Source organism: Paracoccus sp. ME4, from assembly GCF_046736325.1.
In the GTDB taxonomy this organism is placed as follows: Bacteria; Pseudomonadota; Alphaproteobacteria; order Rhodobacterales; family Rhodobacteraceae; genus Paracoccus.
On the sequence record NZ_CP151276.1, the window covers coordinates 2,051,770 to 2,078,334 of the forward strand.

General features: G+C 70.0%; 29 protein-coding genes and 1 tRNA gene. 23 read left to right on the forward strand and 7 right to left on the reverse strand.

Annotation, left to right across the window (positions count from 1 at the left end; all coding sequences use genetic code 11):
* Positions 1-32 precede the first annotated feature (32 nt).
* A complete protein-coding gene (locus AACG61_RS10520) occupies positions 33-638 on the forward strand; it encodes a thiamine phosphate synthase (protein ID WP_411837085.1) in 606 nt (201 codons plus the stop codon).
* On the opposite strand, the gene purN is transcribed toward AACG61_RS10520, so the two are convergent.
* Positions 635-1,222, reverse strand: coding sequence for a phosphoribosylglycinamide formyltransferase (purN, locus tag AACG61_RS10525; RefSeq protein WP_411837086.1), 588 nt, complete (start codon positions 1,220-1,222; stop codon positions 635-637). The two genes, AACG61_RS10520 and purN, sit on opposite strands and share 4 nt — an antisense overlap.
* Positions 1,219-2,259 (reverse strand): phosphoribosylformylglycinamidine cyclo-ligase, encoded by a 1,041-nt coding sequence (purM, locus tag AACG61_RS10530; protein WP_411837087.1) that lies wholly within the window; start codon positions 2,257-2,259, stop codon positions 1,219-1,221. Before purM ends, purN begins: the two co-directional genes overlap by 4 nt.
* Positions 2,260-2,364: 105 nt before the next feature.
* Here purM and AACG61_RS10535 point away from each other — a divergent pair.
* From AACG61_RS10535 to AACG61_RS10555, 5 genes are all read left to right on the forward strand, one after another.
* Positions 2,365-2,441: transfer RNA gene (locus tag AACG61_RS10535), tRNA-Ile, on the forward strand.
* A gap of 520 nt (positions 2,442-2,961) precedes the next feature.
* Positions 2,962-3,213, forward strand: a complete 252-nt coding sequence (locus AACG61_RS10540) for a hypothetical protein (protein ID WP_411837088.1) — start codon at positions 2,962-2,964, stop codon at positions 3,211-3,213.
* Positions 3,214-3,220: 7 nt separating this feature from the next.
* On the forward strand, positions 3,221-3,598 hold the full coding sequence (locus AACG61_RS10545) for a HigA family addiction module antitoxin (protein ID WP_411837089.1): 378 nt from the start codon (positions 3,221-3,223) through the stop codon (positions 3,596-3,598).
* A gap of 29 nt (positions 3,599-3,627) precedes the next feature.
* Positions 3,628-3,846 (forward strand): hypothetical protein, encoded by a 219-nt coding sequence (locus AACG61_RS10550; protein ID WP_411837090.1) that lies wholly within the window; start codon positions 3,628-3,630, stop codon positions 3,844-3,846.
* A gap of 278 nt (positions 3,847-4,124) precedes the next feature.
* Positions 4,125-5,159, forward strand: a complete 1,035-nt coding sequence (locus AACG61_RS10555; protein WP_411837091.1) for a Hint domain-containing protein — start codon at positions 4,125-4,127, stop codon at positions 5,157-5,159.
* Between the two features lie 124 nt (positions 5,160-5,283).
* On the opposite strand, the gene AACG61_RS10560 is transcribed toward AACG61_RS10555, so the two are convergent.
* The 3 genes from AACG61_RS10560 to AACG61_RS10570 form a co-directional block, all read right to left on the reverse strand.
* Complete coding sequence (locus tag AACG61_RS10560; protein ID WP_411837092.1) at positions 5,284-7,479, reverse strand: methyl-accepting chemotaxis protein; 2,196 nt, start codon at positions 7,477-7,479, stop codon at positions 5,284-5,286.
* An 85-nt stretch (positions 7,480-7,564) separates the two neighbouring features.
* On the reverse strand, positions 7,565-8,086 hold the full coding sequence (locus AACG61_RS10565; protein WP_411837093.1) for a chemotaxis protein CheD: 522 nt from the start codon (positions 8,084-8,086) through the stop codon (positions 7,565-7,567).
* The gene (locus AACG61_RS10570) at positions 8,083-9,066 is read right to left on the reverse strand and encodes a CheB methylesterase domain-containing protein (RefSeq protein ID WP_411837094.1); all 984 of its coding nucleotides are present in this window, start codon (positions 9,064-9,066) and stop codon (positions 8,083-8,085) included. The genes AACG61_RS10565 and AACG61_RS10570 overlap by 4 nt, the downstream gene beginning before the upstream one ends.
* Before the next feature lie 145 nt (positions 9,067-9,211).
* Here AACG61_RS10570 and AACG61_RS10575 point away from each other — a divergent pair, with 145 nt between their 5' ends.
* From AACG61_RS10575 to AACG61_RS10655, 17 genes are all read left to right on the forward strand, one after another.
* Positions 9,212-9,505 carry an STAS domain-containing protein gene (locus tag AACG61_RS10575; protein WP_411837095.1) on the forward strand — a complete coding sequence of 98 codons (294 nt, stop codon included), beginning with the start codon at positions 9,212-9,214 and terminating at the stop codon, positions 9,503-9,505.
* Positions 9,502-9,870, forward strand: a complete 369-nt coding sequence (locus AACG61_RS10580) for a response regulator (protein WP_411837096.1) — start codon at positions 9,502-9,504, stop codon at positions 9,868-9,870. Before AACG61_RS10575 ends, AACG61_RS10580 begins: the two co-directional genes overlap by 4 nt.
* 1 nt (position 9,871) lies before the next feature.
* Positions 9,872-11,971: a chemotaxis protein CheA gene (locus tag AACG61_RS10585; protein WP_411837097.1), complete on the forward strand. Its 2,100-nt coding sequence runs from the start codon at positions 9,872-9,874 to the stop codon at positions 11,969-11,971.
* Between the two features lie 3 nt (positions 11,972-11,974).
* Complete coding sequence (locus AACG61_RS10590; protein ID WP_411837098.1) at positions 11,975-12,445, forward strand: chemotaxis protein CheW; 471 nt, start codon at positions 11,975-11,977, stop codon at positions 12,443-12,445.
* Positions 12,446-12,465: 20 nt separating this feature from the next.
* Positions 12,466-13,317 (forward strand): CheR family methyltransferase, encoded by an 852-nt coding sequence (locus AACG61_RS10595; RefSeq protein ID WP_411837099.1) that lies wholly within the window; start codon positions 12,466-12,468, stop codon positions 13,315-13,317.
* A 10-nt stretch (positions 13,318-13,327) separates the two neighbouring features.
* Entirely contained in the window at positions 13,328-13,717 is a 390-nt protein-coding gene (locus AACG61_RS10600; RefSeq protein ID WP_411837100.1) for a response regulator, read from the forward strand.
* Positions 13,714-14,079 carry a hypothetical protein gene (locus AACG61_RS10605; protein WP_411837101.1) on the forward strand — a complete coding sequence of 122 codons (366 nt, stop codon included), beginning with the start codon at positions 13,714-13,716 and terminating at the stop codon, positions 14,077-14,079. The genes AACG61_RS10600 and AACG61_RS10605 overlap by 4 nt, the downstream gene beginning before the upstream one ends.
* Before the next feature lie 113 nt (positions 14,080-14,192).
* Entirely contained in the window at positions 14,193-15,875 is a 1,683-nt protein-coding gene (locus tag AACG61_RS10610) for an IucA/IucC family protein (protein ID WP_411837102.1), read from the forward strand.
* Complete coding sequence (locus AACG61_RS10615; protein ID WP_411837103.1) at positions 15,865-18,585, forward strand: IucA/IucC family protein; 2,721 nt, start codon at positions 15,865-15,867, stop codon at positions 18,583-18,585. The genes AACG61_RS10610 and AACG61_RS10615 overlap by 11 nt, the downstream gene beginning before the upstream one ends.
* Positions 18,582-19,814, forward strand: a complete 1,233-nt coding sequence (locus tag AACG61_RS10620; protein ID WP_411837104.1) for a DUF6005 family protein — start codon at positions 18,582-18,584, stop codon at positions 19,812-19,814. Before AACG61_RS10615 ends, AACG61_RS10620 begins: the two co-directional genes overlap by 4 nt.
* Positions 19,811-20,614, forward strand: coding sequence for a sugar phosphate isomerase/epimerase family protein (locus tag AACG61_RS10625; RefSeq protein WP_411837105.1), 804 nt, complete (start codon positions 19,811-19,813; stop codon positions 20,612-20,614). Before AACG61_RS10620 ends, AACG61_RS10625 begins: the two co-directional genes overlap by 4 nt.
* Positions 20,615-20,707: 93 nt before the next feature.
* A complete protein-coding gene (locus tag AACG61_RS10630; protein ID WP_411837106.1) occupies positions 20,708-21,193 on the forward strand; it encodes an SspB family protein in 486 nt (161 codons plus the stop codon).
* A gap of 2 nt (positions 21,194-21,195) precedes the next feature.
* Complete coding sequence (locus AACG61_RS10635; protein WP_411837107.1) at positions 21,196-22,086, forward strand: dihydrodipicolinate synthase family protein; 891 nt, start codon at positions 21,196-21,198, stop codon at positions 22,084-22,086.
* A gap of 87 nt (positions 22,087-22,173) precedes the next feature.
* Entirely contained in the window at positions 22,174-23,568 is a 1,395-nt protein-coding gene (gene fumC, locus AACG61_RS10640) for a class II fumarate hydratase (RefSeq protein WP_411837108.1), read from the forward strand.
* A 67-nt stretch (positions 23,569-23,635) separates the two neighbouring features.
* The gene (locus tag AACG61_RS10645; RefSeq protein WP_411837109.1) at positions 23,636-23,824 is read left to right on the forward strand and encodes a DUF4169 family protein; all 189 of its coding nucleotides are present in this window, start codon (positions 23,636-23,638) and stop codon (positions 23,822-23,824) included.
* Entirely contained in the window at positions 23,821-24,045 is a 225-nt protein-coding gene (locus AACG61_RS10650; RefSeq protein ID WP_411837110.1) for a ribbon-helix-helix domain-containing protein, read from the forward strand. The genes AACG61_RS10645 and AACG61_RS10650 overlap by 4 nt, the downstream gene beginning before the upstream one ends.
* On the forward strand, positions 24,038-24,457 hold the full coding sequence (locus AACG61_RS10655) for an acyl-CoA thioesterase (RefSeq protein ID WP_411837111.1): 420 nt from the start codon (positions 24,038-24,040) through the stop codon (positions 24,455-24,457). Before AACG61_RS10650 ends, AACG61_RS10655 begins: the two co-directional genes overlap by 8 nt.
* On the opposite strand, the gene AACG61_RS10660 is transcribed toward AACG61_RS10655, so the two are convergent.
* Together AACG61_RS10660 and AACG61_RS10665 are read right to left on the reverse strand one after the other, a co-directional pair.
* Positions 24,454-26,082 (reverse strand): long-chain fatty acid--CoA ligase, encoded by a 1,629-nt coding sequence (locus AACG61_RS10660; RefSeq protein ID WP_411837112.1) that lies wholly within the window; start codon positions 26,080-26,082, stop codon positions 24,454-24,456. The two genes, AACG61_RS10655 and AACG61_RS10660, sit on opposite strands and share 4 nt — an antisense overlap.
* Before the next feature lie 76 nt (positions 26,083-26,158).
* Positions 26,159-26,542 (reverse strand): PaaI family thioesterase, encoded by a 384-nt coding sequence (locus tag AACG61_RS10665; RefSeq protein WP_411837113.1) that lies wholly within the window; start codon positions 26,540-26,542, stop codon positions 26,159-26,161.
* Positions 26,543-26,565 lie beyond the last annotated feature (23 nt).

Genomic DNA, 26,565 nt, shown 5'->3' on the forward strand with positions numbered 1-26,565 from the left:
GCTGCGCTATCTGCGACAGAAAGGAGATCGCCATGACCGACGACGCCCCGCAACTGTATCTGATGACCCCTGCCGGCGCCCAGGCATCGGCGCTTGGGCCGATGCTGGCCGAGGTGATGGACCGCGTGGCCCCCGCCTGCCTGCGCATCCGCGGCGGCGCCGAGGAGGACGAGCTGGGCCGCCTGGCCGACATGGCGCGCGAGATCGCCCATGCCCGCGACGTGGCCGTGGTGATCGACGACCATGTGAAGCTGGCCCTGCGCCACGGGCTGGACGGGGTGCATCTGACCGACGGCGCCAAGGCCGTCCGCTATGCCCGCAAGGAGCTGGGCGACGATGCGATCGTCGGCGCCTTCTGCGGCGCGTCGCGCCACGAGGGCATGAACGCGGCCGAGGCGGGGGCCGATTACGTCGCCTTCGGTCCGGTCGGCGACAGCGCGCTCTATCGCGGAGAGCCGGCCGCCCTGGAGCTGTTCCAGTGGTGGTCCGAGATGATCGAGGTTCCGGTCGTGGCCGAGGGCGCCATCACCCGCGAGCTGCTGACCCAGCTGACGCCGGTCACCGACTTCATCGCGCTCGGCCCCGAGATCTGGGCGCAGGATGACCCGGCCGCGACGCTGGCGCTGCTCTGGGCCTAAAGGGTCAGCGGCGTCGCGTCGCCACCGGCGAAGCGGCGCAGCACCGCCGGATAGAGGCAGTGCTCCTGCACCAGGACGCGCGCGGCAAGCGTGGCTGCGTCATCCCCCGGCAGGACCGGCACCCGGGCCTGACCCAAGGCCGGACCGGCGTCCAGCTCCGGTGTGACCAGATGCACGGTGCAGCCGGCTTCCGCATCGCCCGCGGCGATGGCGCGGGCATGGGTGTCCAGCCCCGGATATTTCGGCAGCAGCGATGGATGGATGTTCAGCATGCGCCCCGCGAATCGCTGCACGAAACCGGGCGTCAGGATGCGCATGAAGCCCGCCAGGCAGATGATGTCGGGTTCCAACGCCAGGATCGGCTCCAGCAGCGCCCGTTCGAACCCGGCGCGGTCGCGCGGAAAGGCGCGGTGGTCGACCGCGGCGGTCGGCACGCCCATCGCCGCGGCGCGCGCGAGACCCGCGGCCTCCGGATCGTTCGAGGCCACGAGGACCGGCCGCGCCGGATGGTCTCCGGTCATGTCCTCCAGCAGGCGGATCATGTTCGACCCGCCGCCCGAGATCAGGATCGCGACCCGTTTCACGCAAGCCGGCCGGAATAGCGCACGCCCGCACCCGCCGTGACGGTGCCGATGCGGTGGACCGTCTCGCCGTCGGAGGCCAGCAGCTGGGCCAGCGCATCGGCGCGGTCGGCGGCCACGACCACGATCATGCCGATGCCGCTGTTGAAGGTCTTGAGCATCTCGGCCTGCTCGATCCCGCCGGCCTCGGCCAGCCAGCGGAATACCGGCGGCAGGGGCCAGGCGCCCAAGTCGATATCCGCGCCAAGGTCTTTGGGCAGGACGCGCGGCAGGTTCTCGGTCAGGCCGCCGCCGGTGATATGGGCCAGCGCATGCACGCCCCCTGCCCGGATCGCGGCCAGCGCCGGCTTGACGTAGAGCCGCGTGGGCGTCAGCAGCGCCTCGCCCAGGGTGGTGTCGGCAAAGGGCGCGGCGTCGGACCAGGCCAGACCGGCCCGCTCGGCCACCTTGCGGACCAGCGAATAGCCGTTGGAATGCACCCCGTCGGACGCCAGGCCCAGCAGCACGTCCCCCTCGGCCACGCAGGCAGGCAGCGCCGATCCGCGATTCATCGCGCCGACCGCAAAGCCCGCCAGGTCGAAGTCGCCGTCATGATACATGCCGGGCATCTCGGCGGTCTCTCCGCCGATCAGCGCGCAGCCGGCAGCCTTGCAGCCCCGGGCGATCCCCTCGACCACGCGCGCGCCCTCATCGACCGACAGCTTGCCGGTCGCGAAATAGTCCAGGAAGAACAGCGGCTCGGCCCCCTGGCAGACCAGGTCGTTCACGCACATAGCGACCAGGTCCTGACCCAGCCCGTCCAGATGGCCGGTATCGATGCCGATGCGCAGCTTGGTCCCCACGCCGTCGGTGGCCGCGACCAGGATCGGATCGTCATAGCCCGCCGCGCGCAGGTCGAACAGCGCGCCGAAACCGCCGAGGGCGTCCATCACCCCCGGACGCTGCGTCGCGGCGGCTGCCGGCTTGATGCGCTCGACCAGCGCATTGCCCGCGTCGATATCGACGCCCGCGTCGCGATAGCTGATCCCGTTCTGTGTCATGGCGGCCCCCGGCTGATGTCGCCCCCCGATAGCCCAAGCCTGCCCGTGGGGCAACGCCCTAGCTTGACCTGTCCGGCCCAGGGTTCTACTCAGGGCGCGCTGCGGGGGCCTGTAGCTCAATTGGTCAGAGCAGGGCGCTCATAACGCCTTGGTTGCGGGTTCAAGTCCTGCCGGGCCTACCACCGCCGCAGCGATGCGGCGCCCCCCATCCCATGGTCGGCCGATGTCCCGAAAAGACTGGACGACGACAGACCGATGCATCGGATCCATCCTCTCATGGGGCGAACTGGGCTGTGCGGACGCCGGTGCCCTCGCGTTGGAATCGGACTTCCGGCGCCACTAACGGCGTCTGGCAGGAAGGCATGAATTCGCGTGATGAAGCCGTCAAAGAATACTTGACAGGTAACGACTAAAATTAATCAATTTCAAATACTTATATAAAAATACGGCCGGATATGATTACATTGTAAAAATCTTAACACAACGTTAACGAATCGGCCTTGACGACCAATTTTTGTTGAAACAATGTTACGTCAACGGAAGTAATTCAGTCAGAAAATTGCGCCGTTAGCCCAACGTTGGACTGTTCAGAGTGATGGTTTACTCTATTGTTCACGATGCGCTGGTACGTGGTTTGTGCTCCGTCCGACGTTGGGTCCGAGACATCGTGTGGGGATTGATCCCCCTGTGAAGGACTGAAACATGCCGCGTTACAAGTATGCCGCCGCCGCAGCCATCGCTGCGGCAGTTTTGTCCGGGTGCACGACGCCCGAACAGTTCGAGAGCGCTCCGGTGGAGGTCGCGACCCGGTCCGGAGCGGTCACCTGCCAGCTCTACACCACGCAACTGACCTCATGGGACCGCTCAATCTCCCGGCCCGACAGCATGTCGGTGCAGGCGGCAGATGCCGTGTGCCGAAAAGAGGGCCGCGACCGACAGCAAATGCAGGATTAGCCGGCCCATGCGGATCTTCAACGGTCCGCGTGACCGAAGGAATACCGAGGTATCGATGACTTTCTCACGTGGCGAGCACGACGAGCCCCTGCATCCCGGCGTCATTCTGGACCTTCTGGTCGACGCCTGCGACGACATGAACCTGGCAGAGGTCGCCGAGTATGTGGGCGTCTCGCGACAGCTTCTCTACCTGATCCGGACCAAGCGGAACAACGTCACGCCCGCCGTGGCCAAGAGGCTGTCGATCGTGTTCGGAACAAGCGCCGCGTTCTGGATCAGGCTTCAGGCCGAATACGACGTCTGGCAGGTCGGGCAGTTGCCCACCCCCGAGGACGCGCGCCCGATCGAAGGCTTCAGGTCGCCGCTCCTGGCCCTGATGCAATAGGGGCGCGCGACGCCCGAATGACAGCCGGCATGGCGGCGGAACCCGACCGCCATGCCATCCCGCCCGCACCCGCCGCGCGGCCCCGGATCCTGTTAAGCCTGTCGGCCCATGACATCCGCACGTCAGCGCCGCCGACGACGTCCATCAAGGTCGCCAGTGCGCGGATCATGCGGAGAGACACGTCCGGGACCGAAGGAAACAACGGCAAGCATCGCCAAGCCGCCGTATTTCACCCTGCGGTTGCATGAGCGGTCGCGAATGGAGGCAGTGCAGTCAACGCCTGTAAAAAACTGCCCGAACAGTTCAGTAAAATATTGACTAAAATCCGGGATCGGCGAAACGTCGAAGGGCAAACTCGATGTGATTCGTCTGTAACCGTTTGTCATTCCGCGTGCCCCCGTTCGGGGCCGGATACCGGCGTCATGCAGTTTCATGGTTTGCTCGCGCCCTGATCGTCAGGGTGGGATTTTAACGATTGTGGAGACTAACCATGGCTTTCAACATTCCGAACGCAACGATTCAGCGGGTGACCTCACCGATCTCGCTGACGTTCACGGGAAACAACACGACCTCGATCAACTTCCCTCTGAACCTCGGCTCGCTGCTGACGAACCAGACCGGCCCGCTGACCGGGGATGACCAGAACGGAAACGGCTTCATCCAGCGCGGTGAGACCATCGATCACAACGGTCCCGGCGGCCCGGTCCCGAACCTCCTCGATCCCGTGCCCGACCTCAGCAACGCGCAGGTCCAGGGCGTCGGCCTGCTGGGCGGTCTCGTCTCGGGTATCGTTGTCCGCTATCCCGTCATCCTGGTCACCAGCGGCGGGTCGCAGTACCTGATCTATCCGGGCGGGACGCCCGACCTGCTCACGCTGATCACCGGAGCGGTCAACACCAACATCATCTTCTATCCGAACGGTCAGATCGGGCCCGGCGGCGGCTTCCAGCCCTGCTTCGCGCGCGGCACGATGATCCGCACCGATCGCGGCGACGTCGCGATCGAGGATCTGGCCGAAGGCGACATGGTCCTGACCGCCGATCGCGGCTTCCAGCCGCTGCGCTGGATCGGCTCGCGCAGCCTGTCCGCCCAGGACCTGGCCGATACGCCAAGCATCCGTCCGATCCGGATCGCCAAGGGCGCGCTCGGGATGGGGACGCCGGCCGCGGACCTGGTCGTGTCGCCGCAGCACCGCGTCCTGGCCCGTTCGGCCATCGCGCAGCGCATGTTCGGCACGGACGAGGTCCTGGTCGCCGCCAAGCAGCTGTGCCTGCTGGACGGCATCGACGTCGCCAGCGACATGGACACGGTCGAGTACTTCCACATGCTGTTCGATCAACACGAGGTGGTGGTGTCGAACGGCGCGGAGACCGAGGCGCTCTACACCGGTGCCGAAGCCCTGCGCGGGGTCGAGGCGGCCGCCCTCGAGGAGATCCTCGCGCTGTTTCCGCAGATCCGCGACTACAGCTATGTGCCGGAAGCCGCCCGCGTCCTGGCATCCGGCCGGATGGGCCGCAAGCTGGCCGTGCGCCATGCCCGGAGCGGCAAGGCGCTGATCTAATGACCTGATCAGCCGCCTTGTCGGCACGGATCGACCATCGAGGGGTGGCCCCGTCGGGCCACCCCTTTCCCATGCCGCACGCCCGACAGGGCGCGCGCGGACCGGTGATCGGCACGGATTGCCGTCAGAACTCGAACATCTGGCCGTCGCTTCTGCCGCCGACGATGCGCAGCGGGACGGGCTCGACCGGCGGCAGCGCCGGCGCCGCGCGCGGGCGCGCAGGATCGGGGCGCATCGCGCGGGTGGCGATGCGAAAGCCCGATATCTCGCGGATCAGGTCCATGGCGCGCTGCTGCAGCGATGCGGCGGCGGCATTGGCCTGCTCGGCCACCGCGGCATTCTGCTGGGTGACCTGGTCCAGCTGATTGACGCCGGTGTTGACCTCGGCCAGGCCGACCGACTGCTCGTTCGCGGCCAGGGCGATGGCCGAGATCTGGTGCGACACCTCCTGCGCGCGCGTCAGGATCTCGCCCAGGCTGGCGCCGGTGCGTCCGACCAGGGCCGATCCGGCCTTCACCTGCGACGCCGACTGAGAGATCAGCGCCTTGATCTCGCGCGCGGATTCCGACGCGCGTTGCGCCAGCCCCCGGACCTCGGATGCGACGACGGCAAAGCCGCGTCCCGCCTCGCCTGCCCGCGCGGCCTCGACGCCCGCGTTCAGCGCCAACAGGTTGGTCTGGAACGCGATGTCGTCGATGACGCCGATGATGCGGGTGATCTGGTCCGAGGAGGCCTCGATCCCGCGCATCGCGGCCACGGCGTCCCCCACCACCTTGGCGCTGGCCTCGGCGGTCTCGCGGTTCTTGTGGCTGGCCTGTTCGGCCTGGCGGGCGCGGTCGGCGGTGGACTGGACGCTGGCGTTCATCTGGTTCAGCGCGGCGGCCGACTGCTCCAGCGTCGCGGCTTGCGTCTCGGCGCGTCCGGCCAGGTCCTGGGCGGCCACGGTGATCTCTCCGGCACCGCCGCGCACCTGATCGGCCACGTCGGTGATGCGCGCGACCGTGCCGGTCAGGTTGGTGACGACCGTGTTGAAGGCCTGGCGCAGCCCGTCATAGCCGGCCGGGAACGGATCATGCGCGGGGCTGGGGATCTGCTCGGTCAGGTCGCCTTGCGCCAGGCGCGACAGGCCCGCACCGATATCGCGGACCACGCGCTCCTGCTGGCGGGCCTCCAGGTCCGCGGCTGCCGCGGCCTCGGCCTCGGCGCGGCGGGACTGCTCCGCGATGTCCCGCGCCGCGATCTCGTTCTGGCGGAAGATGGTCAGAGCACGCGCCAGATCGGCCAGCTCGTTGCGTCCCTCGGCGCCGGTGATCGCGACGTCCAGGTCGCCTGCGGCCAGCCGATTGGTCTGGGCCACCGTCGCCGTCAGCCGGCGACGGAGGTCGCGCGACAGATAGGCCGCGATCAGCGCCCCGAGGACCAGTGCCAGGGCGACGCCCGCCAGGATGGACATGATGGTGCTGTCGACCAGCCCCTCGACCTCGGCCCCGAGGACATCCTTGTCGGCCTGCGCGGCGCTGCGCAGGGCGGTGATCTCGGCCAGGACCGCCTCGGCGGTGACGCGGACGTCTGCCAGCTCGGCGCGGATCGCCAGCTCGGCCGCGCGCAGCTCGGACGCCAGCGTCCAGAACGCATCGACGCCGGCAGTGACCTCGGTCAGCAGGCCGCGGATGTCGGCGGGAAGCGCCTGGCCGTTCAGCTGGCCAAGCCACTGGAGGGTGCTGTCGATCGGCGCCTGCGCCTCGTCGAAGTCGGACGCGGCGCCGCCGTCCAGAAAGCGGTCGACGCGGATCCGCGACACGAGGAAATCATTGGACGCCCCGAGCGCGAGATAGGCCGATGCCTCATCGCCGCGCGCGCGAAGCTCGCGCTGGATCTGCTCGATGATCCGGCGCGTCGTCACCGCACCATCGCGCAGCGTGTCGATGCGCACCTGAAGATCATGATAGCTCCGAGCGAAGCCGTCGGTCTCGGCGATGTGGCGGTCCTTCAGCTCGACGATCCGGGCGGCGATCGGATTGCCGGCCGCGGCGGCCTCGGCCGCCGCCGTGCGGACGGTGGTCATCGCCTCGATGACCGCCAGACGCGCCTCCTCGCTTGGATCGAAGATCAGCGCGTCCAGTGCCAGCTCGGCCCGCACGACGCCGGTCGAGATGTCTGCCGACATCAGGGTCATCGACTCGACCGCGCGCATCCGCGTCTCGATTTGGTCCATCTGGGCAAGGCGGTACCAGGTGAAGGCGGCAAAGGCGGTCAGCATGAGGAGGATCACGGCAAAGCCCGCGGCGATGCGGGTGGTGACCCTGACGTTCTTCAGCATAGGCAATCACTCCGAGTGGACGGCCGGTCGTGTCCGGCGGTCCGGGGTCAGGAAACGGGCGCGGTCGCAGCCGCCGCGCCGAGGGTCAGAACAGCTCGACGTCGCCGCCGCGCTGCTTCATGGGTTGTTCGGGCAGGGCGACGCGCGCCTCGCCCAGAAGGTGCAGCTGGACGCGTCCGATCACGGGCCAGAACCGGATGCGGCGCGCCTGCGTCCCGCAGAGGTCGCTGGCGACCAAAGCGATGCCCTCGTCCTGGAGGAAGCGGCGTGCGGCATCGGCGTTGCGCTGACCGATGTCGGGAAGGCCCGCCATCATGCGCGCGCCGCCGAACAGCTTGGCGCGCATCCGTCCGCGCACCGCGCCGCGCCGCATCAGCCCGTTGACCAGGACCTCCATCGCGGCGGCGGCATAGCGGATGTCGGGACCGCCCGGTCCCGCATCGGGCAGAAGAAAGTGGTTCAGCCCGCCGATGCCGCGGTCGGCATCCATGATGCAGGCCGATACGCAGGAGCCCAGAACCGTGGTCAGCACCACGTCGGGGCTGTCGCTGATGGCATGTTCGCCCTGCACTACATGGATGACGCGGTCGCCCGCCTGACGGATCATGACGTCCTCCGGCTGCGGGCGGGCTCTCGGGACAGCAGCGCGGCACCGATGCGCGCAAGCGGCAGGATCTCGGCCGCGGCGCCGATCTCGGCGGCGACCCGCGGCATGCCCCAGACGACCGAGGTCTCGCGGTCCTGGGCGATGGTGTGCCCCCCTGCCCGCCGCAGCGCGGCCATCCCCTGCGCGCCGTCCGCGCCCATGCCGGTCAGCAGGCCCGCGCGGACGTCCAGCCGGTCGGCAAGGGCCGCCCCGTCCTGGAACAGCACGTCGACGGAGGGCCGGTGCCCCGAGACCGGCTGTCCCGCGACCAGCCGCGCGCGCAGACCGCCGCGCAGGCCCAGCCCCAGATGCCGGTCGGCCGCGCAGGCCAGATAGATCACGCCGCGGCGCAGCGTCGCCCCGTCCTCGGCCGCGACCACCTGCGGGGTCAGCAGCTGGTCCAGACGGCGCACCAGGCCCTCGGCAAAGCCGGGCCGGATGTGCTGGACCACCAGCGTCGGCGGGCAGTCGGCGCGAAATCCCGACAGGACCGTCTCCAGCGCGGTGATGCCGCCGGTCGAGGCGCCGAGGAGGATCACCGACCCGACCGGATCGGCGGCACCAATGGGCCGGGCATCCGTGCCGCGGACCGCGGCGACAGGGGCCGCGCGCAGCGGAGCGACGCCGCCCAGAAGCCGCGCCAGCATCTGCTCCAGCCCGGTCAGCACGGGATAGCCGCCCGCGGCCAACCGCATCTGTCCGAAGATCATCACCTCTGCATCGATCATGGTCAGGATGTCGGCCAGGGCCTCGAATTCCAGCGATTCGGCGAATTCGGCCGCGACGGCCACGCGGCGCGGCAGGTGCGATTCGATCAGCACATAGGCCTCGCCCGGGGTCGCGGCGCCCAGCACGGTGGCGGCGCGGTCGTCGCAGCGGCGCAGCAGGGCCGACAGGCGGGCGGGGTCGGGATCGACGATCAGCAGGACCGGGTGGGGCACGGACAGACTCCAGGTATGGGCTCCTGAAGAATGGCGTGGAAACGTTAAAAAATCGTTCTTTCGAAATGACTTGGGTCGGATGCGATAATTCGCTTCGGGCAACCTTTCCTTAAGGGTTGGCTGCTAGCGATGGGCAAGCCGATGAATGAACGAGGTGGATCAGATGCACGCCCTGCCCCTGCCCGAGACGATGGACCGCAAGGCCGTCCTCGCGCTTCAGCGAACCCTGCTGGACCAGCGGGGGGCGGATGCGGTTCTGGACGCCTCGCAGGTCCAGCGCATGGGGGGTCTCGCGATCGAGATGCTGATCTCGGCGCGCAAGCAGTGGCAGATGGACGGCAAGGCGCTGTCGATCCGCGACGCCTCGGACCCGTTCGTGACCGCGCTCGAGGCTGTCGGCGCCTCGGTCGAGCTTCTTCAAACCGGGGGACCCGCATGACGACCCGTATCCTGGCGGTCGATGATTCGCCCACCATCCGCGCGCTCGTGTCCAAGGCGCTGCGCAATGCCGGCTTCGAGGTGTTCCTCGCCGCCGACGGCGTCGACGGCGTCGGCGCGCTGAGCGAGGCGGACCCGCATCTGATCATCACCGACATCAACATGCCGCGCATGGATGGCTTTGGCCTGATCGAGAACGTCCGCGCCACCGGCGCCTATGCCGAGGTCCCGATCCTGGTGCTGACCACCGAGAGCGGCGCCGACCTCAAGGCGCGCGCCCGCAGCGCCGGCGCCACCGGCTGGATCGTGAAACCCTTCGAGGACGAGCGTCTGATCGCCGTCATCGACAAGGTCCTGGGGCGCTGACATGGCCGACATGGACGAATTCCGCGACATGTTCTTCGTCGAATGCGACGAGCTGCTCGAGGTGCTGGCCAACGGCCTGCGCCAGATGGAGGAGCCGGGCTTCGACAAGGAGACAGTTCACGCCGTCTTCCGGGCGGTCCATTCCGTCAAGGGCGGCGCGGCCGCCTTCGGCCTGTCCACGCTGGTCGGCTTCGCCCACCGCTTCGAGACGGTGCTGGACCTGGTCCGCTCGGACCGGATCGACGTCACGCCGCAGATCATGGCCCTGTCGCATCGCTGCTCGGACTGCCTGACCGATCTGGTCTGCGCGGCCCGCGCGGGTCAGGAGCCCGACGAGGCGCAGATCGAGGGCCTGATGACCGAACTGTCGGCCCTGATCGAACCCGAAGCCGCCGAGGACACGGCCTTCACCTTCACGCCGATCACGCTCGATTTCGGCATGCCGCTGACGATGGACCTGGATGCGTCCGCCGACGTGCCGGCGGGGCTTCTGGTGCAGATGACGCCGGGGTTCCAGCTCTATCGGTCGGGCAACGATCCCGTGGCGCTGCTGGCCGCGCTGCGCAAGCTGGGGGCCGGGCGCGTCGTGCCCAACGCCGAAGCCGTGCCGCCGCTGGAGGACTGGTCGCCCGATCATCCCGCCCTGTCCTGGGACGTCACGATGAACGCCGACGTGGCCGAGGCCGACATCATGGGCGTCTTCGAGTTCGTCGAGGACTGCTGTCGGCTGTCGATCCGCCCCGCGCCCGCGGCGGAGGAACCCGAGGTCATGGCCATTCCGGCTGCGCCCGACCTGCCGCCGGACATGAGCCTCTCGGCGGAGGCCCCGGCCGAAGCGGCAGCCGCCGCACCCGCCGGACCTCGCGCCGTGACGCAGGCCCCGGCCGAGCAGGCCGCCCCCACGATCCGCGTCGCCCTGGACCGCGTCGATCGTCTGATGAACATGATCGGAGAGCTGGTCATCAAGGAGGCCATGCTGTCCCAGGTCATCCAGACCGCCGGTCTGCACGAACAGCCCGACGTGGTGGCCGGTCTGGAGGCGATCCGGCAACTGGCCAGCGACATCCAGGAAAGCGTGATGGCGATCCGCGCCCAGCCGTTGAAGCTGGTCTTCCAGCGCATGCATCGCATCCTGCGCGAGGCCGCCGACGCCACGGGCAAGCCCGTCCGCCTGATCACCATCGGCGAGCAGACCGAGGTCGACAAGACCATGATCGAGCGGCTGGTCGAGCCGCTGACCCACATGATCCGCAACTCGGTCGATCACGGGCTGGAGGACAGCGTCACGCGCCAGCGCCGCGGCAAGCCGCAGGAGGGCACGATCACGCTGTCGGCGGCCCATCGCTCGGGCCGGGTGCAGATCGAGGTCTCGGACGACGGCGGCGGCATCAACCGCGCCAAGGTTCGCCAGATCGCCGAGGATCGCGGCCTGATCGCGCCCGGCGCCAACCTCTCTCCGGCCGAGATCGACCAGCTGCTGTTTCTGCCCGGCTTCTCCTCCAAGGACGAGGTCTCGGCCCTGTCGGGCCGGGGCGTGGGCCTCGACGTCGTGCGGCGCGAGATCATGAACCTGGGCGGCCGGGTGATGATCCAGTCGACCGAGGGCGAAGGCACGACGTTTTCCATCGCGCTGCCGCTGACCCTCGCCGTGGTCGAGGGGATGCTGATCCAGCTGGGCGACCAGACGATGGTCCTGCCGATCACCGCGGTGCAGGAGACCCTGCGCCCGGAACGCTCGATGCTGCACGGGGTGGGCCAGGGATCGCAGCTGCTGTCGAACCGCGGAGAGCTGATCCCGATCATCGATCTCTGCGCCTGCTTCGGCGTGCAGCAGCCCGCCGAGCCGCAGGACGGGGGCGTGCTGATCGTGGTCGAGACCGACAGCCGCCGCCGCGCCGCCTTCCGCGTCGACGCGATCTTCGATCAGCGCCAGGTCGTCATCAAGAGCCTCGAGCAGAACTATGGCCGTGTGCCGGGGGTCTCGGCCGCCACCATCCTCGGGGACGGCAAGATCGCGCTGATCATCGACCCCGAAGAAATCCTTCTTTCCATGTCCAACGACCAAGGCCGCCGCATGGCCGCCATGGCATCGAACGGGTGACGCATGCTGCAATCCATCTCGCATAACTCCGTCGGCAAACGCGACGTCGTGGCCTTCAAGCTGGCGGACCAGGACTTCTGCATCGACATCGGCCTGGTCCGCGAGATCCGCGGCTGGACCCCCACCACGATGCTGCCCCACGCCCCCGACTACGTGAAGGGCGTGATCAACTTGCGCGGCTCGGTCGTGACGGTTGTCGATCTGTCGGCCCGTCTGGGTTTCGGCGCCGCAACCCCGTCGCAGCGGCACGTGGTAATCATCGCCATGCATGCCGGGCGCATCGTGGGGCTGCTGGCCGATCTGGTCTCGGACATCCTGCCGATCAACGACGACCACATCCAGGCCGTGCCGGACATCGCCTCGAACCCCGCGCGCGAGTTCATCGTGGGCATGATCACGCTGGAGGACGGTCGCATCCTGCGCAAGATCGACCTGGCGCAGCTTCTGCCCGCAGCCCATGGGGTCGACGCGTGAGAACGGCCGCAGCCACCCCTATGGCCACCGCGACGGGCCCCGTCCTGACGGACGCGCAGTTCCGCAAGATCGCCGCGATCGTCCATGAAGACAGCGGCATCATCCTGTCGGAATCCAAGCGCAGCCTGCTGATGGCGCGGCTGAACCGGCGCCTGCGCGGCCTGTCCCTGGGCGATTACGGCGCCTATTGCGACCGGTTGGAGGGTCCCGACGGGCCGCAGGAACGGCGGCACCTGCTGTCGGCGATCACGACGAACGTCACGGCCTTCTTCCGCGAAGGCCACCACTTCGACAGCCTCGCGCGCGAGGTCCTGCCGCCCCTGGCGCCGCTGGCACGCGCGGGTCGGCGGCTGCGGCTGTGGTCGGCGGCCTCCTCCTCCGGAGAGGAGCCCTATTCCATGGCCGTGACGCTGCTGGACGCGATCCCGGATGCCGCACGCCACGACGTGCTGATCCTGGCGACCGACATCGACCCCGAGATGGTCGCACGCTCGCGCCAAGGCCGCTTCAGCGCCGAGGCGCTGTCGCCCGTGCCCGCCGCGCAGGCGAGGAAATACTTCCAGCCCTGCGCGACGGGCTTCGAGGCGCGCCCCGAGGTCCGCCAGATCATGCGCTTCGACGAGCTGAACCTGCATGGCGACTGGCCCTTCTCGGGCAAGTTCGACGTGATCTTCTGCCGCAACACGGCGATCTACTTCGACGCGGCCGCCCGCCAGCGCCTGTGGCTGCGCTTCGGGCAGGCGATGGTCGAGGGGGGAACGCTGTTCATCGGCCATTCCGAACGCCTGGACGGGCCGGCCGCGGCCCTGTTCCAGCCGACGGGAACCACCCAATACCGGCGCAACGCGACGCCGGCGCCTGCCAGAACGTGAAAGGGACATCATGGCACTCAAATCGCACCTTCATGTGATGGTCGTCGACGACATGACCATCAGCCGCTCGCTGATCGAGCAGGCGCTGGACTGGGCCGGACTGGTCAACGTCCAGTACGAGGCCGATGGCGCGGCCGCGTTCCGGCGCCTGGCGGCGGCACCGGTGCATCTGGTGATCTCGGATTACAACATGCCCGGCATGGACGGTCTGGGCCTGCTGGAGGCGCTGCGCCAGAACCCCAGCACCCAGCGCATCGGCTTCATCCTGATCACCGGCACCGCGACCCGCGAGATGATCGAGCGCGGGCAGCGGGCGGGCATGAACAACTTCATCGCCAAGCCCTTCACCAAGGAGGCCCTGCTGCGCTGCATCGAATCGGTGACGGGCAAGCTGCAATGACGGTGGACCCCGACACGCTGCGCGCGGCCCTGGACCGCGCGGCCGCCGAGGCGCACCGGATCGCCGAGGGACTGACCCGGATCGACGCGGCCCTGGGGGCGCTGGTGCAGGAGAGCGACGCGGCCGCCCGATCGCTGCAGGCGGCCGATCTGCTGCGCCAGGAGGTCGAGGGCCTGTCCCGCTTTCTGGCGGCGCTGGCCGCGCAGGCCGATCCGGGCGCGCGCTGCGACACGGCGGGGGTGCTGTCCGAGCTTGCGCTCGGCGCCCAGGCCGGCCGGCTCGGCGCGGTCGCACGGGTGGCGGAGGCGGAGATGTCCGATGATCTCTGGGGTCTGCCTCAGGCGGCGGTGGCAGTTCGATGACCGCAATCAGACATATGTTGACTTAAACAGTAAAGAATACTAGGCCGGACGCGCCAGCATCTGCCAGCTCCGAGACGACCCGGCCCCCGTGGCCGCCGATCCCCGAGGCTGCGATGATGTCGACCGATCCGATCCTGACCTTTCGGCCCAAGGCCGCCGCACTGCCGTGGTCCGACCCCGCCGCACCCGGCAATCCGCAGGCCGCGGCCGACTTGGCCAGCCTGCGTGCGCTGCTGATCTGCAGGATGCGGGAGATGGGCGGCGGGCGTGATCTGGTCCCGGTCGGCGGCGGCTGGATCCAGATCGTCGCGCAGGGTCCGCTGGCCAGCGGGCTGCCGCGGCTGTCGCGCCTGATCCGGCATGGTCCCGGCGGTGCCGAGGACATCGACCCCGCCACCGCCCTGTCGCTGATGACCGAACGGCTGGAGCGGGAACACGGTCCCACCGGCGCAGCGGTGGCGCGGCGCGTCCGCGCCAGCCGCCAGCGGATCGCGACGATCCTCGCGCAGCGCGCGGCCCAGCCCGCCGCGGACCCGGACTTCCTGACAGCCGAACAGGCGCTGCTGACCGGGCACTGGATGCATCCCTGCCCCAAGGCCCTGTCCGGCATGACCCTGCCCGAGGAACGCGCGATGACGCCCGACTGGTGCGGCGCGGTCCGGCTGGTCGCGCTGTCGGTGGAGGAGCGGCTGCTTCGCGCCACGGATGCCGGGCGGGTGGCCGATCTGCCGGGCATGGACATCGACCCCGGACCGGGACGCGCGCTGCTGCCCGCGCATCCGCTGACCTGGGACCGCGCGCGCGACGATCCCCGCATCGCCGCGCTGATCGAACGGGGGGCCATCCGGTCGCTCGGTCCGGTCGGGCCGGGCTGGTGGGCGACCTCCTCGGTGCGCACGCTGTGGCGCGGCGACAGCCCGTGGCAGGTCAAGGTCTCGCTGCCGGTCACCATCACGAACTCGCAGCGCGTGAACAAGCGCCACGAGCTTCTGGCCGGGGCAGCCATGGCGGCCCGCATCGGGGCGCTGAACGAACGCCACGGCCCGATGCGGCTGATCGACGATCCGCACTGGCTGTCGTTGGACCTGCCCGGCGCGGAATCCGGGCTGGAGGTGATCTTGCGCCGCAACCCGTGGCAGGGCGCCCGCGGCGGCCGGGTGATGCAGGTCGCGGGGCTGGTGACCGAGCCGCTGCCGGGACAGGCGTCGCTTCTGGCGCAGGTGATGGCGGGCCACGACCCCGCCGCCTGGTTCGACGCCTATCTGGACTGCGCGGTGGCGCCGGTCCTCAGGCTCTATGACGCGACCGGCATCGCGGTCGAGGCGCATCAGCAGAACGCGCTTCTGGACCTGTCGCAGGGCCTGCCGACACGCTGCGACATCCGCGACAATCAGGGCTTCTACGTGGCCGAGGACATGGCCGACGAGACGCTGCGCGCCATTCCCCAGCTGGTCTATCCGCGCCCCGAGGCCGAGGATGCGCTGAGCTATGCGCTGATCGTGAACCAGGTGTTCTCGGTCATCCACCGCATGGCGCTGGAGGGGCTGATGCCCGAGGATCGGGCGATGGCCCGGCTGGCGGCGCATCTGGCGGCCCTGACGCGCCTGCCCGGCCATGGCGGCGCGCTGGCGCGGCGCTGGCTCACGGAACCGCATCTGGCGGCCAAGGGCAACCTGCTGACGCAGCTGGGCGGCGTGGACGAGCTGCTGATCCCCGGCGAACGCGCGCCGATGATCCGCGTGCCGAACCCGCTGCCCGCCGCCCGTCACACCGGGAGCCTGTCGCATGTCGCCTGAGGATCGCGCCCTGCGCCAGACGGTCGAGGCGCTGGCCTTCGAGGGCATCCTGACCCCCGCCCACGGCGGCTGGACCCTGGGCGGGCTGACGATCCGCGCGCCCCACCGCCTGCAGGCCACGGGCCGACCGCGGCTGGTGGGCCGGCCCTGCGACGCGGCAGGCCGCCCGCTGCGCATCGCGACCCTGGCCCGGGCGTTGGCCGAAACCGGGCACGACCCCGCGCCGCTGGTCACGGCCGTCCGGCGCAGCGCGCATTTCCTGCGCGCGGCGGGGCCGGTGCGACCCGACCGCCTGTCCCTGACCGGGCTGGCGCTGGAGGCCGCGCTGATCGAGGGGCATCCCTATCACCCCGGCTTCAAGGCGCGCGTCGGCTTCGACGATGCCGACAACCGCGCCTTCGGACCGGAGGCAGGGCAGCCGATCCGCCCGGTCTGGCTGCGCGTCGATCCGGGGCTGCTGCGGCGCGCGGGCACCGACGTGGCGCAGGGCTGGGCGCCCGCGGGGGCGGTTCCGGTCCATCCGTGGCAATGGCGCGACCTCTGCCGGGACGCGCGGATGCAGGCGGTGATCGCGTCGGGGCGCATCGCGCCGCTGGCCGTGGACGGCCCGGCGATGCAGGCCACCGCATCGCTGCGCACGCTGGCCGCACGGGACGGGGGCGATCACCTGAAGCTGTCCCTGGGCGTGGGCGTCACCTCCTCGGTCCGTGACCTGGTGCCGTGGTCGGTGGCGGTCGCGCCCGCGATCTCGGACTGGCTGGCGGGCGTGGTGGCGGGCGATCCGGCGCTGGCGGGCTTGCGCATCCTGCGCGAACATGGCGCGGTCATCGTGGCCGAGGACCTGCTTGCGGGGCGCCTTGCCGCGATCCGGCGCAGCCCGCCGCCCGACGCGGCCGTGCCGCTGTCGGCGCTGTCGTTGTCGGACCCCGACGGGCAGGCGCTGATCGCGCCTTGGCTGGCCCGGCACGGCACGCGGGCCTGGGTCACGCAGTTTCTGGCGGTGCTGCGGCCGGTCTGGCGGCTGATGACCCGTCACGGCATCGCGCTGGAGGCGCATGGCCAGAACCTGCTGATCACCCATGACGACGGCTGGCCCACCGGCCTGATCGCGCGGGATTTCAGCGAAAGTCTGGAATATGTCGATGCCTGCCTGTCGGGCCCGCCGCCCGACCTGACGGCGGTCGATCCGCGCCTGGCGGATGCGCCCCCGGGCAGCCGTCACGCCATGCCGCATCCGACCGACCTGCGCGACCTGGTGACCGACTGCCTGGTCGTCCATGTCCTGTCGGATCTGGCCAATCTGCTGCACGACCGCGGCCACCTGCCCGAGCCCGCCTTCTGGCAGCTCTGCCGCGCCGCCTGGCCCCCTGCGCCGCATCTGGCAACCGATGCCGCGACCCTGCCTGCCGAAAGCCTGGCGCTGCGCCTTCTGGGCGGGTCGGGCAGCCACAACGTTCCCAATCCGCTGAAAGACCCCGAAATGACGCATCATTTCCGCCTGAACGACCGGCTGGTCGATCCGATGTCGGAGGACTGGCCCGACCTGCTGGTGGGCCGCGACCCGGAGCGGACGCGCATCGCCCTGCTGCTGGGCGACCGCGCCGCCAGTTTGGCGCAGATCCTGCGGCTGCGGGCGGCGGGCGCCTCCTGCCACCCGATCCACCCCGAGACCCCGCAGGATCAGGCCCGCGCGCTGGCGCTCAGGGCGGGCTGCGATCTGTGGCTGACCGATGCGGGGCTGGAGGATCTGGGCCAGGCCGCGCCCCATGCGCCCGGCGGGGTGCTGATCCAGACCAGCTCCGGCACGACCGGCGCGCCCAAGATCATCGCCCGCAGCTGGGCCGCCATCCAGACCGAGATCGACGCCTATATCCGCGCCTTCCCCCAGGCCGACGGGATGGTGCCGGTGATCGCCGCGCCGGTCACCCATTCCTACGGCCTGATCGCCGGGGTGCTGGTCGGACAGGCGCGGGGTCGGGTGCCGGTGGTGCTGGACCATGCCAATCCGCGCGCGATCCTGCGCCAGCTGGAGGGCGTGGCGGAACCGCTGCTCTATGCCGCGCCGCCGCTTCTGCATGTGCTGGCGCGGCTGGCGGGGCCGGGCGGGCTCAAGGCCGCGGTGATGTCCTCGGGCACCGTCCTGCCGCAGCCGTGGTTCGACGCGATCCGGGGCGCCGCGACGCGGATGTTCCAGCAATACGGCTGTTCCGAGGCCGGGTGCCTGGCCATCGCGCCCGACCCCTCCTGCCCGGAGGACATGGGCGCGCCGCTGCCCCATGTGCGGCTGCGCGCGGGCCGGGACACCCCTGCGGCGGTCACGGTCGATGGCAGCCCGCCCATCGACACCGGCGATCTGGGCGTGATCGACGACCGCGGCCACCTGATCTTCGCGGGCCGCGCGGCCGAGGTGATCGATGTCGCGGGGCTGAACGTCTATCCCGCCCAGATCGAGGCCGCGGCCCTGTCCCTGCCCGGCATCACCGATGCCGTGGCCTTCGCGATCCCCGACCCCGCCGCCCATCAGCGCCCGGCGCTGGCCTATGCGGGCGACGTCCCGGAGGCCGTGCTGGACGCGCATCTGACGGCGACCCTCTCGGCGCGCCAGCGTCCGCTGCGCCTGATCCGCCTGCCCGCCCTGCCGCGCGGCGCCAACGGCAAGATCGCCCGCCGCGACCTGGCTGCCACCCTGCTGAGCGAGACCGCATCATGACCGAACCCCGCCCCATCCCCGATCCCGACGCCCTGCAGGACCGCATCCGCGCCATCCTGGCCGGACCGATGGCCTGCCCGCGCATGGCGGCCTTTCACGCGGGCGCGCGCCTCGGTCCCGACCTGGGGCTGGATTCGGTCGGCCTGATGACGCTGATGCTGCATTTGGAGGAGGCGGGCGTCCCCATGACCGAGGACACGTTCGACCGCGCCCCCGGCATGACCGTGCGCGACCTGGCGCTGGCCCTGACCGGCGTCACCCCCGCGCCCGAGGAGCCCGTGGACATCAAGGTCCATTGCGTCGTCAGCTGCCTGTGCCAGGCGCTGAAGGATAACGGCGGCATCGATCACCGGCCGATGTATCTGGGCCTCTGGGACGGGCAGGTGGTCGTGGACGACCGCATGCGCCTGTCCTATCACGCGGCGGGGATCGATCACGGCTTCTACCTGGACTGGGCCGAACGCCTGTTCGGGCTGCGCGTCGCGCGCTGGTACGATACGGCGGCGCCGAAATCCGCGAATTTGGACCGGCTGCACGCGCTGCTGGCCGACTGGCGGCCCGGCCGCTACGTCATGCCGATGATCGACATGGCGCTGTTGCCGCAGCGCGACAACAAGTTCGCCCAGGACGTCTTTCCCCATTACGCCCTGCTGGAGCCGACCGCCGATCCGGCGCAATGGCTGATGCGCGACCCTGATTTCCGGTGGGAGGGCGTGCTGCCCGCCGACGACCTGCGCCGCGCCTTCCTGCGCGACACGGTGGCGGGCGGCTTCGCCTTCGCCGCCGATGACCTGCATCCGGCGACGGACCAGGCGATCACCGCCATCCATCACGCCACCTTCGACGCGCAGGCCGTGCCGCTGATCGACGCGCTGCGCCGCATCCTGCAGGCCCATGCCGGCCCCCTGCCCCGCGCCGATCTGGAGCCCGCGCTGCGCGAACTGCCGGTCATCGCGATCCGGAAATACGCCTATGAGCACGCGCTGGCCATCTTCGGAGAGATCGAGGGCCGCGACCACGACGCCTTCGAGGAATGCTGCGACCGGATCGCGGCCCTGCATGCCGGGCTGAACGGCGTCCACCGCCGCTCCGTGGCCTTCGCGCGTGCAGGCGACGCCGACGACCTGCTGACCGCGCTGGCCGATCTGGACCGACTGACCGCGCTGGAGCGGGGCATCAAGGCCACGCTGGCCCGGTGGTTCGACCGCTGGCAGGAGGACCGCGCATGAGGATCAACGCCTGCTCCGTGGCCTTCCGGCACCTGTCGGTCACCGCCGCCGATCTGGACCGCTATGTCGCGCGCGAGGGGTTCGACGGGCTGGAGATCTGGGCCCCCCATGCCCGCGCGCTGGCCGACGACTGGTGCGCGCTGCCCATGCGTGCGCCGGTGCCGATGCTGGCGGGCTATCTGCCCCTGGGCCTGCCCGGTTTCGCGCCCGACGAGGCCTGCGCGCTGCTGGACCTGACGCGGCGATGGGGGGCGGCGCAACTGCGGCTGTTCGCGGGCGGCACGGGCAGTGCGGCGACCCCGCCCGCGGCGCAGCGCGCAGTCCGCGACGATCTGGCGCGCGTGGCCGACATGGCGGCGGCGCGCGGCCTGTCGGTCGCCATCGAGACCCATCCCGGCACCCTGGCCGACGGGGTCGAGGCGACGCTGGAGCTGCTCCGGGCGCTGGACCATCCGGCCTTGGTGGTGAATTTCGACGCGCTGCATGTCTGGGAATCGGGCGCCGATCCCGTGGCGGCCTTCGCGCGGCTGGCGCCCTGGGTGCGGCACCTGCACCTGAAATCGGTCACAGGGCGGGACCGGCTGTCGGTCTTTGCGCCCGACAACATCCACGACCCGCAGGGCGACCGGCGGGGCATCTGTCCGCTGCTGGAGGGGGCGCCCGACTGGCGGCCGCTGCTGGCGGCGCTGCCCGCCGACATGCCCGCATCGCTGGAATGGTTCGGGCCGAAGCCCGCCGCGACCATGGCCGCCGACCTGCGGGTGCTGCGCGCCCTGGGAGCCGGCGCACGGGCGGCCTGAGCGGGCAGCGTGAGGGGGGCCGCGCATTGGCCCCCTTTTCATCGGCACTCATATGCCTATGCTGACGCCCCAAGGACAGGACAAGGTGGGACCATGGCGCGCTCGGGACTCGATTACGGCGGGATGATGCATCGGGCGATGCAGGGGCTGATCGCCGAGGTGCTGCGCCAGGTGGCCCGCGAGGGGCTGCCGGGCGACCACCACTTCTTCATCACCTTCGACACCCGCGACGACGGCGTCGAGATGGCCCAGTGGCTGCGTGACCGCTATCCCGAGGAGATGACCATCGTCATCCAGCACTGGTTCGACAACCTGACCATCGCGGACGACCATTTCACGATCACGCTGAACTTCGGCAACCAGCCCGAGCCGCTGAAGATCCCCTTCGACGCGCTGCGCACCTTCGTGGACCCCTCGGTCGAGTTCGGCCTGCGCTTCGAGACGCAGGAGGGCGACGACGAGGAGGACGAGGACGAGGAGGCCGACGCCGAGTATCAGCTGGACGCCGAGGATGACGGCGACGACACGCCCCCCTCGGGCGGCGGCGAGGTCGTGCGCCTGGACCGCTGGCGCAAGTGACGATGCAGGCGCTGCGCGGGCTCTGCGCCTTTCCGATCACCCCCGCCGATGCGGACGGCCGCATCGTCGAGGCCGACCTGCGCCGCATCCTGTCGCGCATCGTCCGCGCCCAGGTCGATTCGATCGGCCTTCTGGGCAGCACCGGCAACTATGCCTATCTGCCCCTGGACGAACGCCGCCGCGCGCTGGAGATCGCGCTGGACGCGGTCGGCGGGCGCATGCCGGTCATCGTGGGCGTCGGGGCGCTGCGCACAGGTGACGCCGAGGCGCTCGCGCGCCATGCGCGCGAGGCCGGGGCGCAGGGGCTGCTTCTGGCGCCGATGACCTATCAGCCGCTGACCCCCGACGAGATCGTGACCCATTTCGCCCGCGTGGCTGAGGCGGGCGGCCTGCCGCTGGTGATCTACAACAACCCGACGACGACGCGGGTGACGATGGACGTGGCGCTGCTTGCGCGGCTGGCGGCGCTGCCGCATGTGGCGGGGGTCAAGATGCCCCTGCCCGCAGCCGAAACCTTCGACGCCGAGATCGCGGCCCTGCGCGACGCCCTGCCGCCGGGCTTCGTCATCGGCTACAGCGGTGACTGGGGCTGCAGTCGCGCGCTGATGGCGCGGGCCGACACCTGGTTCAGCGTGGCGGCGGGCCTCTGGCCCGACACGACGCTGACCCTGTCCTGCGCCGCAAGTGCCGGCGACGCCGCCAGCACCCGCCAGGCCGAGGAGCGGTTCCAGCCCCTGTGGGACCTGTTCCGCCGCCACGGCAGCCTGCGCGTGATCCACACGGCCGCGCGCCTGATGGACCTGACCGAGACCGACCCCCAGCACCCCGTCCTGCCCCTGCCCGACAGGGAGCTGTCGGCCCTGCGCTCGGCGATCCGGGCGATGGAGCGCTGATGTTAGCGACGGTATGCCGTCGCATGCGAATTGCGCCCGGACGCCCGACCCGCTACACCCGCCACGAAACCGTGAGGGAGCGACCCGATGACCAAGACCCGCACCGAAACCGACAGCTTCGGCCCGCTGGAGGTTGACGCCTCGAAATACTGGGGCGCGCAGACGCAGCGCTCGATCATGAACTTTCCCATCGGGTGGGAGCGCCAGCCGGTCCCGATCATCCGGGCGCTTGGCGCGATCAAGCTGGCCGCCGCGCGGGTGAACCGCGACAATGGCGACCTGCCCGCCGATCTGGCAGACGCGATGGAGCAGGCCGCGACCGAGGTGTTCCAGGGCCGCTTCGACGACAACTTCCCGCTGGTGGTCTGGCAGACCGGGTCCGGCACGCAGTCGAACATGAACGCCAACGAGGTGATCTCGAACCGAGCGATCGAGATCATGGGCGGCGAGCTGGGCTCGAAGAAGCCCGTCCACCCGAACGATCACTGCAACATGGGCCAGTCGTCGAACGACACCTTCCCGACCGCCATGCATGTGGCCATCGGCATGCTGGCCCGCGACGTGCTGCTGCCGGGTCTGGAGAAGCTGGCCGGGGCGCTGGAGGCCAAGTCGGCCGAGTTCAAGGACATCATCAAGATCGGCCGCACCCATACCCAGGATGCGACGCCCCTGACGCTTGGCCAGGAATTCGGCGGCTATGCCCATCAGGTCCGCAAGGGGATCGAGCGCGTCCGCGCCTGTCTGCCCGACATCTACGAGCTGGCGCAGGGCGGCACGGCGGTCGGCACCGGTCTGAACACCAAGGTGGGCTGGGACACGGCCATCGCGGCCGAGATCGCCCGCATCACCGACTTGCCCTTCGTCACCGCGCCGAACAAGTTCGAGGCGCTGGCCGCCCATGACGCGATGGTCATGTTCTCGGGCGCGCTGAAGACGGTGGCCGGATCGCTGTTCAAGATCGCCAACGACATGCGCCTGCTGGGTTCCGGCCCGCGCTCGGGTCTGGGCGAGCTGATCCTGCCCGAGAACGAGCCCGGATCGTCGATCATGCCGGGCAAGGTGAACCCGACCCAGGCCGAGGCGCTGACCATGGTCTGCGCCCATGTGATGGGCAACGACGCCGCCGTCGGTTTCGCAGGCTCCCAGGGCCATTTCGAGCTGAACGTCTACAACCCGATGATGTCCTACAACGTGCTGCAGTCGATGCAGCTGCTGGGCGACGCGGCCTCAAGCTTCACCGACAACATGGTCGTGGGCACCCAGGCCAATGTCGAGCGCATCGAGAAGCTGATGAAGGAATCGCTGATGCTGGTGACGGCGCTGGCCCCCACCATCGGCTATGACAACGCCACCAAGGTCGCCAAGACCGCGCACAAGAACGGCACCACGCTGCGCGAGGAGGCCATCGCCCTGGGCTTCGTCGACGGCGAGACCTTCGACCGCGTCGTGCGCCCCGAGGACATGATCAGCCCCAAGGGCTGACGCCCCTCTTGACCCGACCCTGCCGGGGCGCGCTATGATCGGCGCGCCCCGTTTTCATGCCGGACCCATGACCCGCATCATCAACCTGCGCCAGGCGCGCAAATCCCGCGCCCGCGACGCCAAGCGCGCCCAGGGCGACGCCAATGCCGCCCTGCATGGCGAGGCCAAGCCCCTGCGCGACGCGCGGCAGGCCGAACGCGACCGCGCCGAACGCGTGCTGGACGCGCATCGCCGCGACGACGATCCCGAGCCATGATCGACCTGCCGCCCATGACGCCGCCGGTGAAGCGGTCCGTGTCGATCGACGGGCACCGCACCTCGGTCTCGCTGGAGGAGGCGTTCTGGAAGGCGCTCGGCGCGCAGGCGGCGGCCCGCGGCCTGACCCGCGCGGCGCTGATCGGCCAGATCGACCATGCCCGCCCGCCCGGCATCGGGCTGGCCACGGCGCTGCGGCTGTTCGTGCTGGCCCATGCCTGAGCTGCGCCCGCGCGACGCCTATCCGGTCTGTCAGACCCTGCCGACGCGCTGGCGCGACAACGACCAGTACGGCCATGTCTATAACGCCACCTATCTGGAGCTGTTCGACGAGGCGATGACCATGACCCTGGCACCGCAGGGTTTCCTGGCCCCCGACGCCCCGCCGCTGGTGGTGGTCGAGAACGGTTGCCGCTACCTCTCGGAGGTCTCCTGGCCCGCGATCCTGCGGATCGGCGTCGCGGTGACCCATCTGGGGCGCAGCTCAGTGCGCTTCGACATGGGCATGTTCGACGGAGAGGCCGAGAGCCCCTCGGCCACGGCGCATTTCGTCACCGTCACCATCGACCGCGTCACGCGCCGCCCCGTCCCCATCGCGGAGGGGCGCCGCGCCTTTCTGGAGACGCTGCGCTAGCGCAGATCGGGCAGGACGTGATCCGCAAAGCGCTCGCGCAGGGTCAGCTTGCTGATCTTGCCGGTGGCGGTCAGCGGCATCTCCTCGACATAGACGATGTCGTCGGGCAGCTGCCACGAGGCCAGATGCGGGCGCAGCACGGTGCAGACCTCCTCCAGCGTGGGCCGCGCCGCGCCGCGCGGCCTGACCACCAGCAGCGGCCGTTCATCCCATTTCGGGTGCGGCAGCGCGATCACCGCGCATTGCGCGACCTCCGGATGGGTCAGGGCCAGGTTCTCGACATCGATCGAGCTGATCCATTCGCCGCCCGACTTGATCAGGTCCTTGGACCGGTCGCGCAGCGTCAGCAGCCCGTCGGGCCGGATCGAGGCGATGTCGCCGGTGCCGAACCAGCCCTCGGCGTCGATGGCCTTGGCGGTGGCGGCGGCATTGTCGTGATAGCCGGCCGCGACCGTGTTGCCACGCACATACAGCTCGCCCATGGCCTGCCCGTCATGGGGCTGACGGCGGCCGGCATCGTCGACGATCTTCATCTCGACCCCGAAGACCGGGCGGCCCTGCCCCTGCTTCAGCGCCATGCGCGCCTCGAAGGGCATCCCGCGCTGCTCGGGGGTCAGCGATCCCTGGCTGCCCAGGGGTGAGGTCTCGGTCATGCCCCAGGCGTGGTTCACGTCCACGCCCATCCGCTCGAAGGCCTCGGTCAGGCTGCGCGGCATCGCGCTGCCGCCGACGACGATGTGGCGCAGCGCCTCGGGCTTGGCGCCGCGGGCCTGGATCTCGGTCATCAGCCCCTGCCAGATGGTCGGCACGCCCCAGGCGCTCTCGACCTTCTCGGCCTGGCACAGGTCCCACAGGCTGGCCCCGTCCAGCGACGGGCCGGGCATGATCAGGCTGGCCCCCATCAGCGGCGCGCTGAAGGGCAGGCCCCAGGCGTTGACGTGAAACAGCGGCACGACCGGCATGATGCGCGGCTGCGCGCCCAGATCGGGGCTCAGCACCGCCGCCGTGGCCAGCGCGTGCAGCATGTTCGAGCGGTGCGAATAGAGCACCCCCTTGGGATCCCCGGTGGTCCCGGAGGTGTAGCACAGGCCCGACGCGGTGGTTTCGGGAAACTCGGGCCACGCCCGGTCCACAGCCCGCCCGGTCAGTAGGTCCTCATAGCACAGCGCGTCCAGCGCGGTGTCGGGCATGTGCGCCGCATCGGTCATCACGACATACCGCATGGCAGGCAGCCGGTCGCGCAGCCTCTCCAGCAGCGGGACGAAGGTCAGGTCGGTGAACAGCAGCCGGTCGGCGGCGTGATGGGCGATGAAGACCATCTGTTCGGCCGACAGGCGCGGGTTGATCGTGTGGCAGACCGCGCCGATGGCCGGGACCGCGTGATAGATCTCCAAGTGGCGATGCCCGTTCCAGGCCAGCGTCGCCACGCGGTCGCCGGGGCGGACGCCCATCTCCTCCAGCGCCAGGGACAGCTGGACGGCGCGGGCGTGGGTCTGCGCCCAGCCCTGGCGGTGCAGGTCGCCCTCGACGCGGCGCGACACGATCTCGGCCGCCGGAAAGTTCTGGGCCGCGTAGTCCAGAAGCCCGCTCTGCAGCAGCGGGCGGTTCATCATCATGCCGTCCATCGGGTGTCCTCCATCCTCGGCGGACATGATGGCCGGATCGGCGCGGGTTTCAAGCGCGCACGCGCCTGCCGCCGCGTCAGCGCGCCGTCATGTGGGTCGAGGTCAGGTCCAGAAGCACCGCGCCCTGCGTATCGGCCACCTCGGTCCGCACGGTCGAGATGCGCCGCCCCCGCCGGACCCAGCACGAGGTCGCGGTCAGCACGCCGTCGCGCCGGTTGGTCAGCAGCTGCGCGTTCAGCGTCACCGCGACCGGGAAGCTGTCCATGCCCTCCTGCGGCTGCTCTCCGCCCAGGACCAGGTTCGTGGCGATGACATCGGCGAACCAGATCAGCGCGCCGGCATGGATCGTGCCGAAGGGGTTGAGGATGCCTGAGGCGACGACCATCTCGCCGGTCGCCTCTTGGTCATTGACGCCGGTGATCTCGAATTCGATCTGACCGGCCAGAGTGCGATACGACATGGCGTGTCCTTGTCCTGTGATGA

Bases quoted from the DNA above. Each gene is read 5' to 3' on its own strand.
- AACG61_RS10665 (WP_411837113.1), bottom strand. From the start codon at position 26,542: ATGTCGTATCGCACTCTGGCCGGTCAGATCGAATTCGAGATCACCGGC.
- purM (WP_411837087.1), bottom strand. From the start codon at position 2,259: ATGACACAGAACGGGATCAGCTATCGCGACGCGGGCGTCGATATCGAC.
- AACG61_RS10590 (WP_411837098.1), top strand. From the start codon at position 11,975: ATGCTGCAATCCATCTCGCATAACTCCGTCGGCAAACGCGACGTCGTG.
- AACG61_RS10580 (WP_411837096.1), top strand. From the start codon at position 9,502: ATGACGACCCGTATCCTGGCGGTCGATGATTCGCCCACCATCCGCGCG.
- AACG61_RS10620 (WP_411837104.1), top strand. From the start codon at position 18,582: ATGACCGAACCCCGCCCCATCCCCGATCCCGACGCCCTGCAGGACCGC.
- AACG61_RS10655 (WP_411837111.1), top strand. From the start codon at position 24,038: ATGCCTGAGCTGCGCCCGCGCGACGCCTATCCGGTCTGTCAGACCCTG.
- AACG61_RS10630 (WP_411837106.1), top strand. From the start codon at position 20,708: ATGGCGCGCTCGGGACTCGATTACGGCGGGATGATGCATCGGGCGATG.
- AACG61_RS10550 (WP_411837090.1), top strand. From the start codon at position 3,628: ATGGCGGCGGAACCCGACCGCCATGCCATCCCGCCCGCACCCGCCGCG.
- AACG61_RS10610 (WP_411837102.1), top strand. From the start codon at position 14,193: ATGATGTCGACCGATCCGATCCTGACCTTTCGGCCCAAGGCCGCCGCA.
- fumC (WP_411837108.1), top strand. From the start codon at position 22,174: ATGACCAAGACCCGCACCGAAACCGACAGCTTCGGCCCGCTGGAGGTT.
- AACG61_RS10585 (WP_411837097.1), top strand. From the start codon at position 9,872: ATGGCCGACATGGACGAATTCCGCGACATGTTCTTCGTCGAATGCGAC.
- AACG61_RS10600 (WP_411837100.1), top strand. From the start codon at position 13,328: ATGGCACTCAAATCGCACCTTCATGTGATGGTCGTCGACGACATGACC.
- AACG61_RS10635 (WP_411837107.1), top strand. From the start codon at position 21,196: ATGCAGGCGCTGCGCGGGCTCTGCGCCTTTCCGATCACCCCCGCCGAT.
- AACG61_RS10605 (WP_411837101.1), top strand. From the start codon at position 13,714: ATGACGGTGGACCCCGACACGCTGCGCGCGGCCCTGGACCGCGCGGCC.
- AACG61_RS10575 (WP_411837095.1), top strand. From the start codon at position 9,212: ATGAACGAGGTGGATCAGATGCACGCCCTGCCCCTGCCCGAGACGATG.
- AACG61_RS10565 (WP_411837093.1), bottom strand. From the start codon at position 8,086: ATGATCCGTCAGGCGGGCGACCGCGTCATCCATGTAGTGCAGGGCGAA.
- AACG61_RS10520 (WP_411837085.1), top strand. From the start codon at position 33: ATGACCGACGACGCCCCGCAACTGTATCTGATGACCCCTGCCGGCGCC.
- AACG61_RS10545 (WP_411837089.1), top strand. From the start codon at position 3,221: ATGCGGATCTTCAACGGTCCGCGTGACCGAAGGAATACCGAGGTATCG.
- AACG61_RS10650 (WP_411837110.1), top strand. From the start codon at position 23,821: ATGATCGACCTGCCGCCCATGACGCCGCCGGTGAAGCGGTCCGTGTCG.
- AACG61_RS10615 (WP_411837103.1), top strand. From the start codon at position 15,865: ATGTCGCCTGAGGATCGCGCCCTGCGCCAGACGGTCGAGGCGCTGGCC.
- AACG61_RS10645 (WP_411837109.1), top strand. From the start codon at position 23,636: ATGACCCGCATCATCAACCTGCGCCAGGCGCGCAAATCCCGCGCCCGC.
- AACG61_RS10560 (WP_411837092.1), bottom strand. From the start codon at position 7,479: ATGCTGAAGAACGTCAGGGTCACCACCCGCATCGCCGCGGGCTTTGCC.
- AACG61_RS10595 (WP_411837099.1), top strand. From the start codon at position 12,466: ATGGCCACCGCGACGGGCCCCGTCCTGACGGACGCGCAGTTCCGCAAG.
- AACG61_RS10660 (WP_411837112.1), bottom strand. From the start codon at position 26,082: ATGGACGGCATGATGATGAACCGCCCGCTGCTGCAGAGCGGGCTTCTG.
- AACG61_RS10625 (WP_411837105.1), top strand. From the start codon at position 19,811: ATGAGGATCAACGCCTGCTCCGTGGCCTTCCGGCACCTGTCGGTCACC.
- AACG61_RS10540 (WP_411837088.1), top strand. From the start codon at position 2,962: ATGCCGCGTTACAAGTATGCCGCCGCCGCAGCCATCGCTGCGGCAGTT.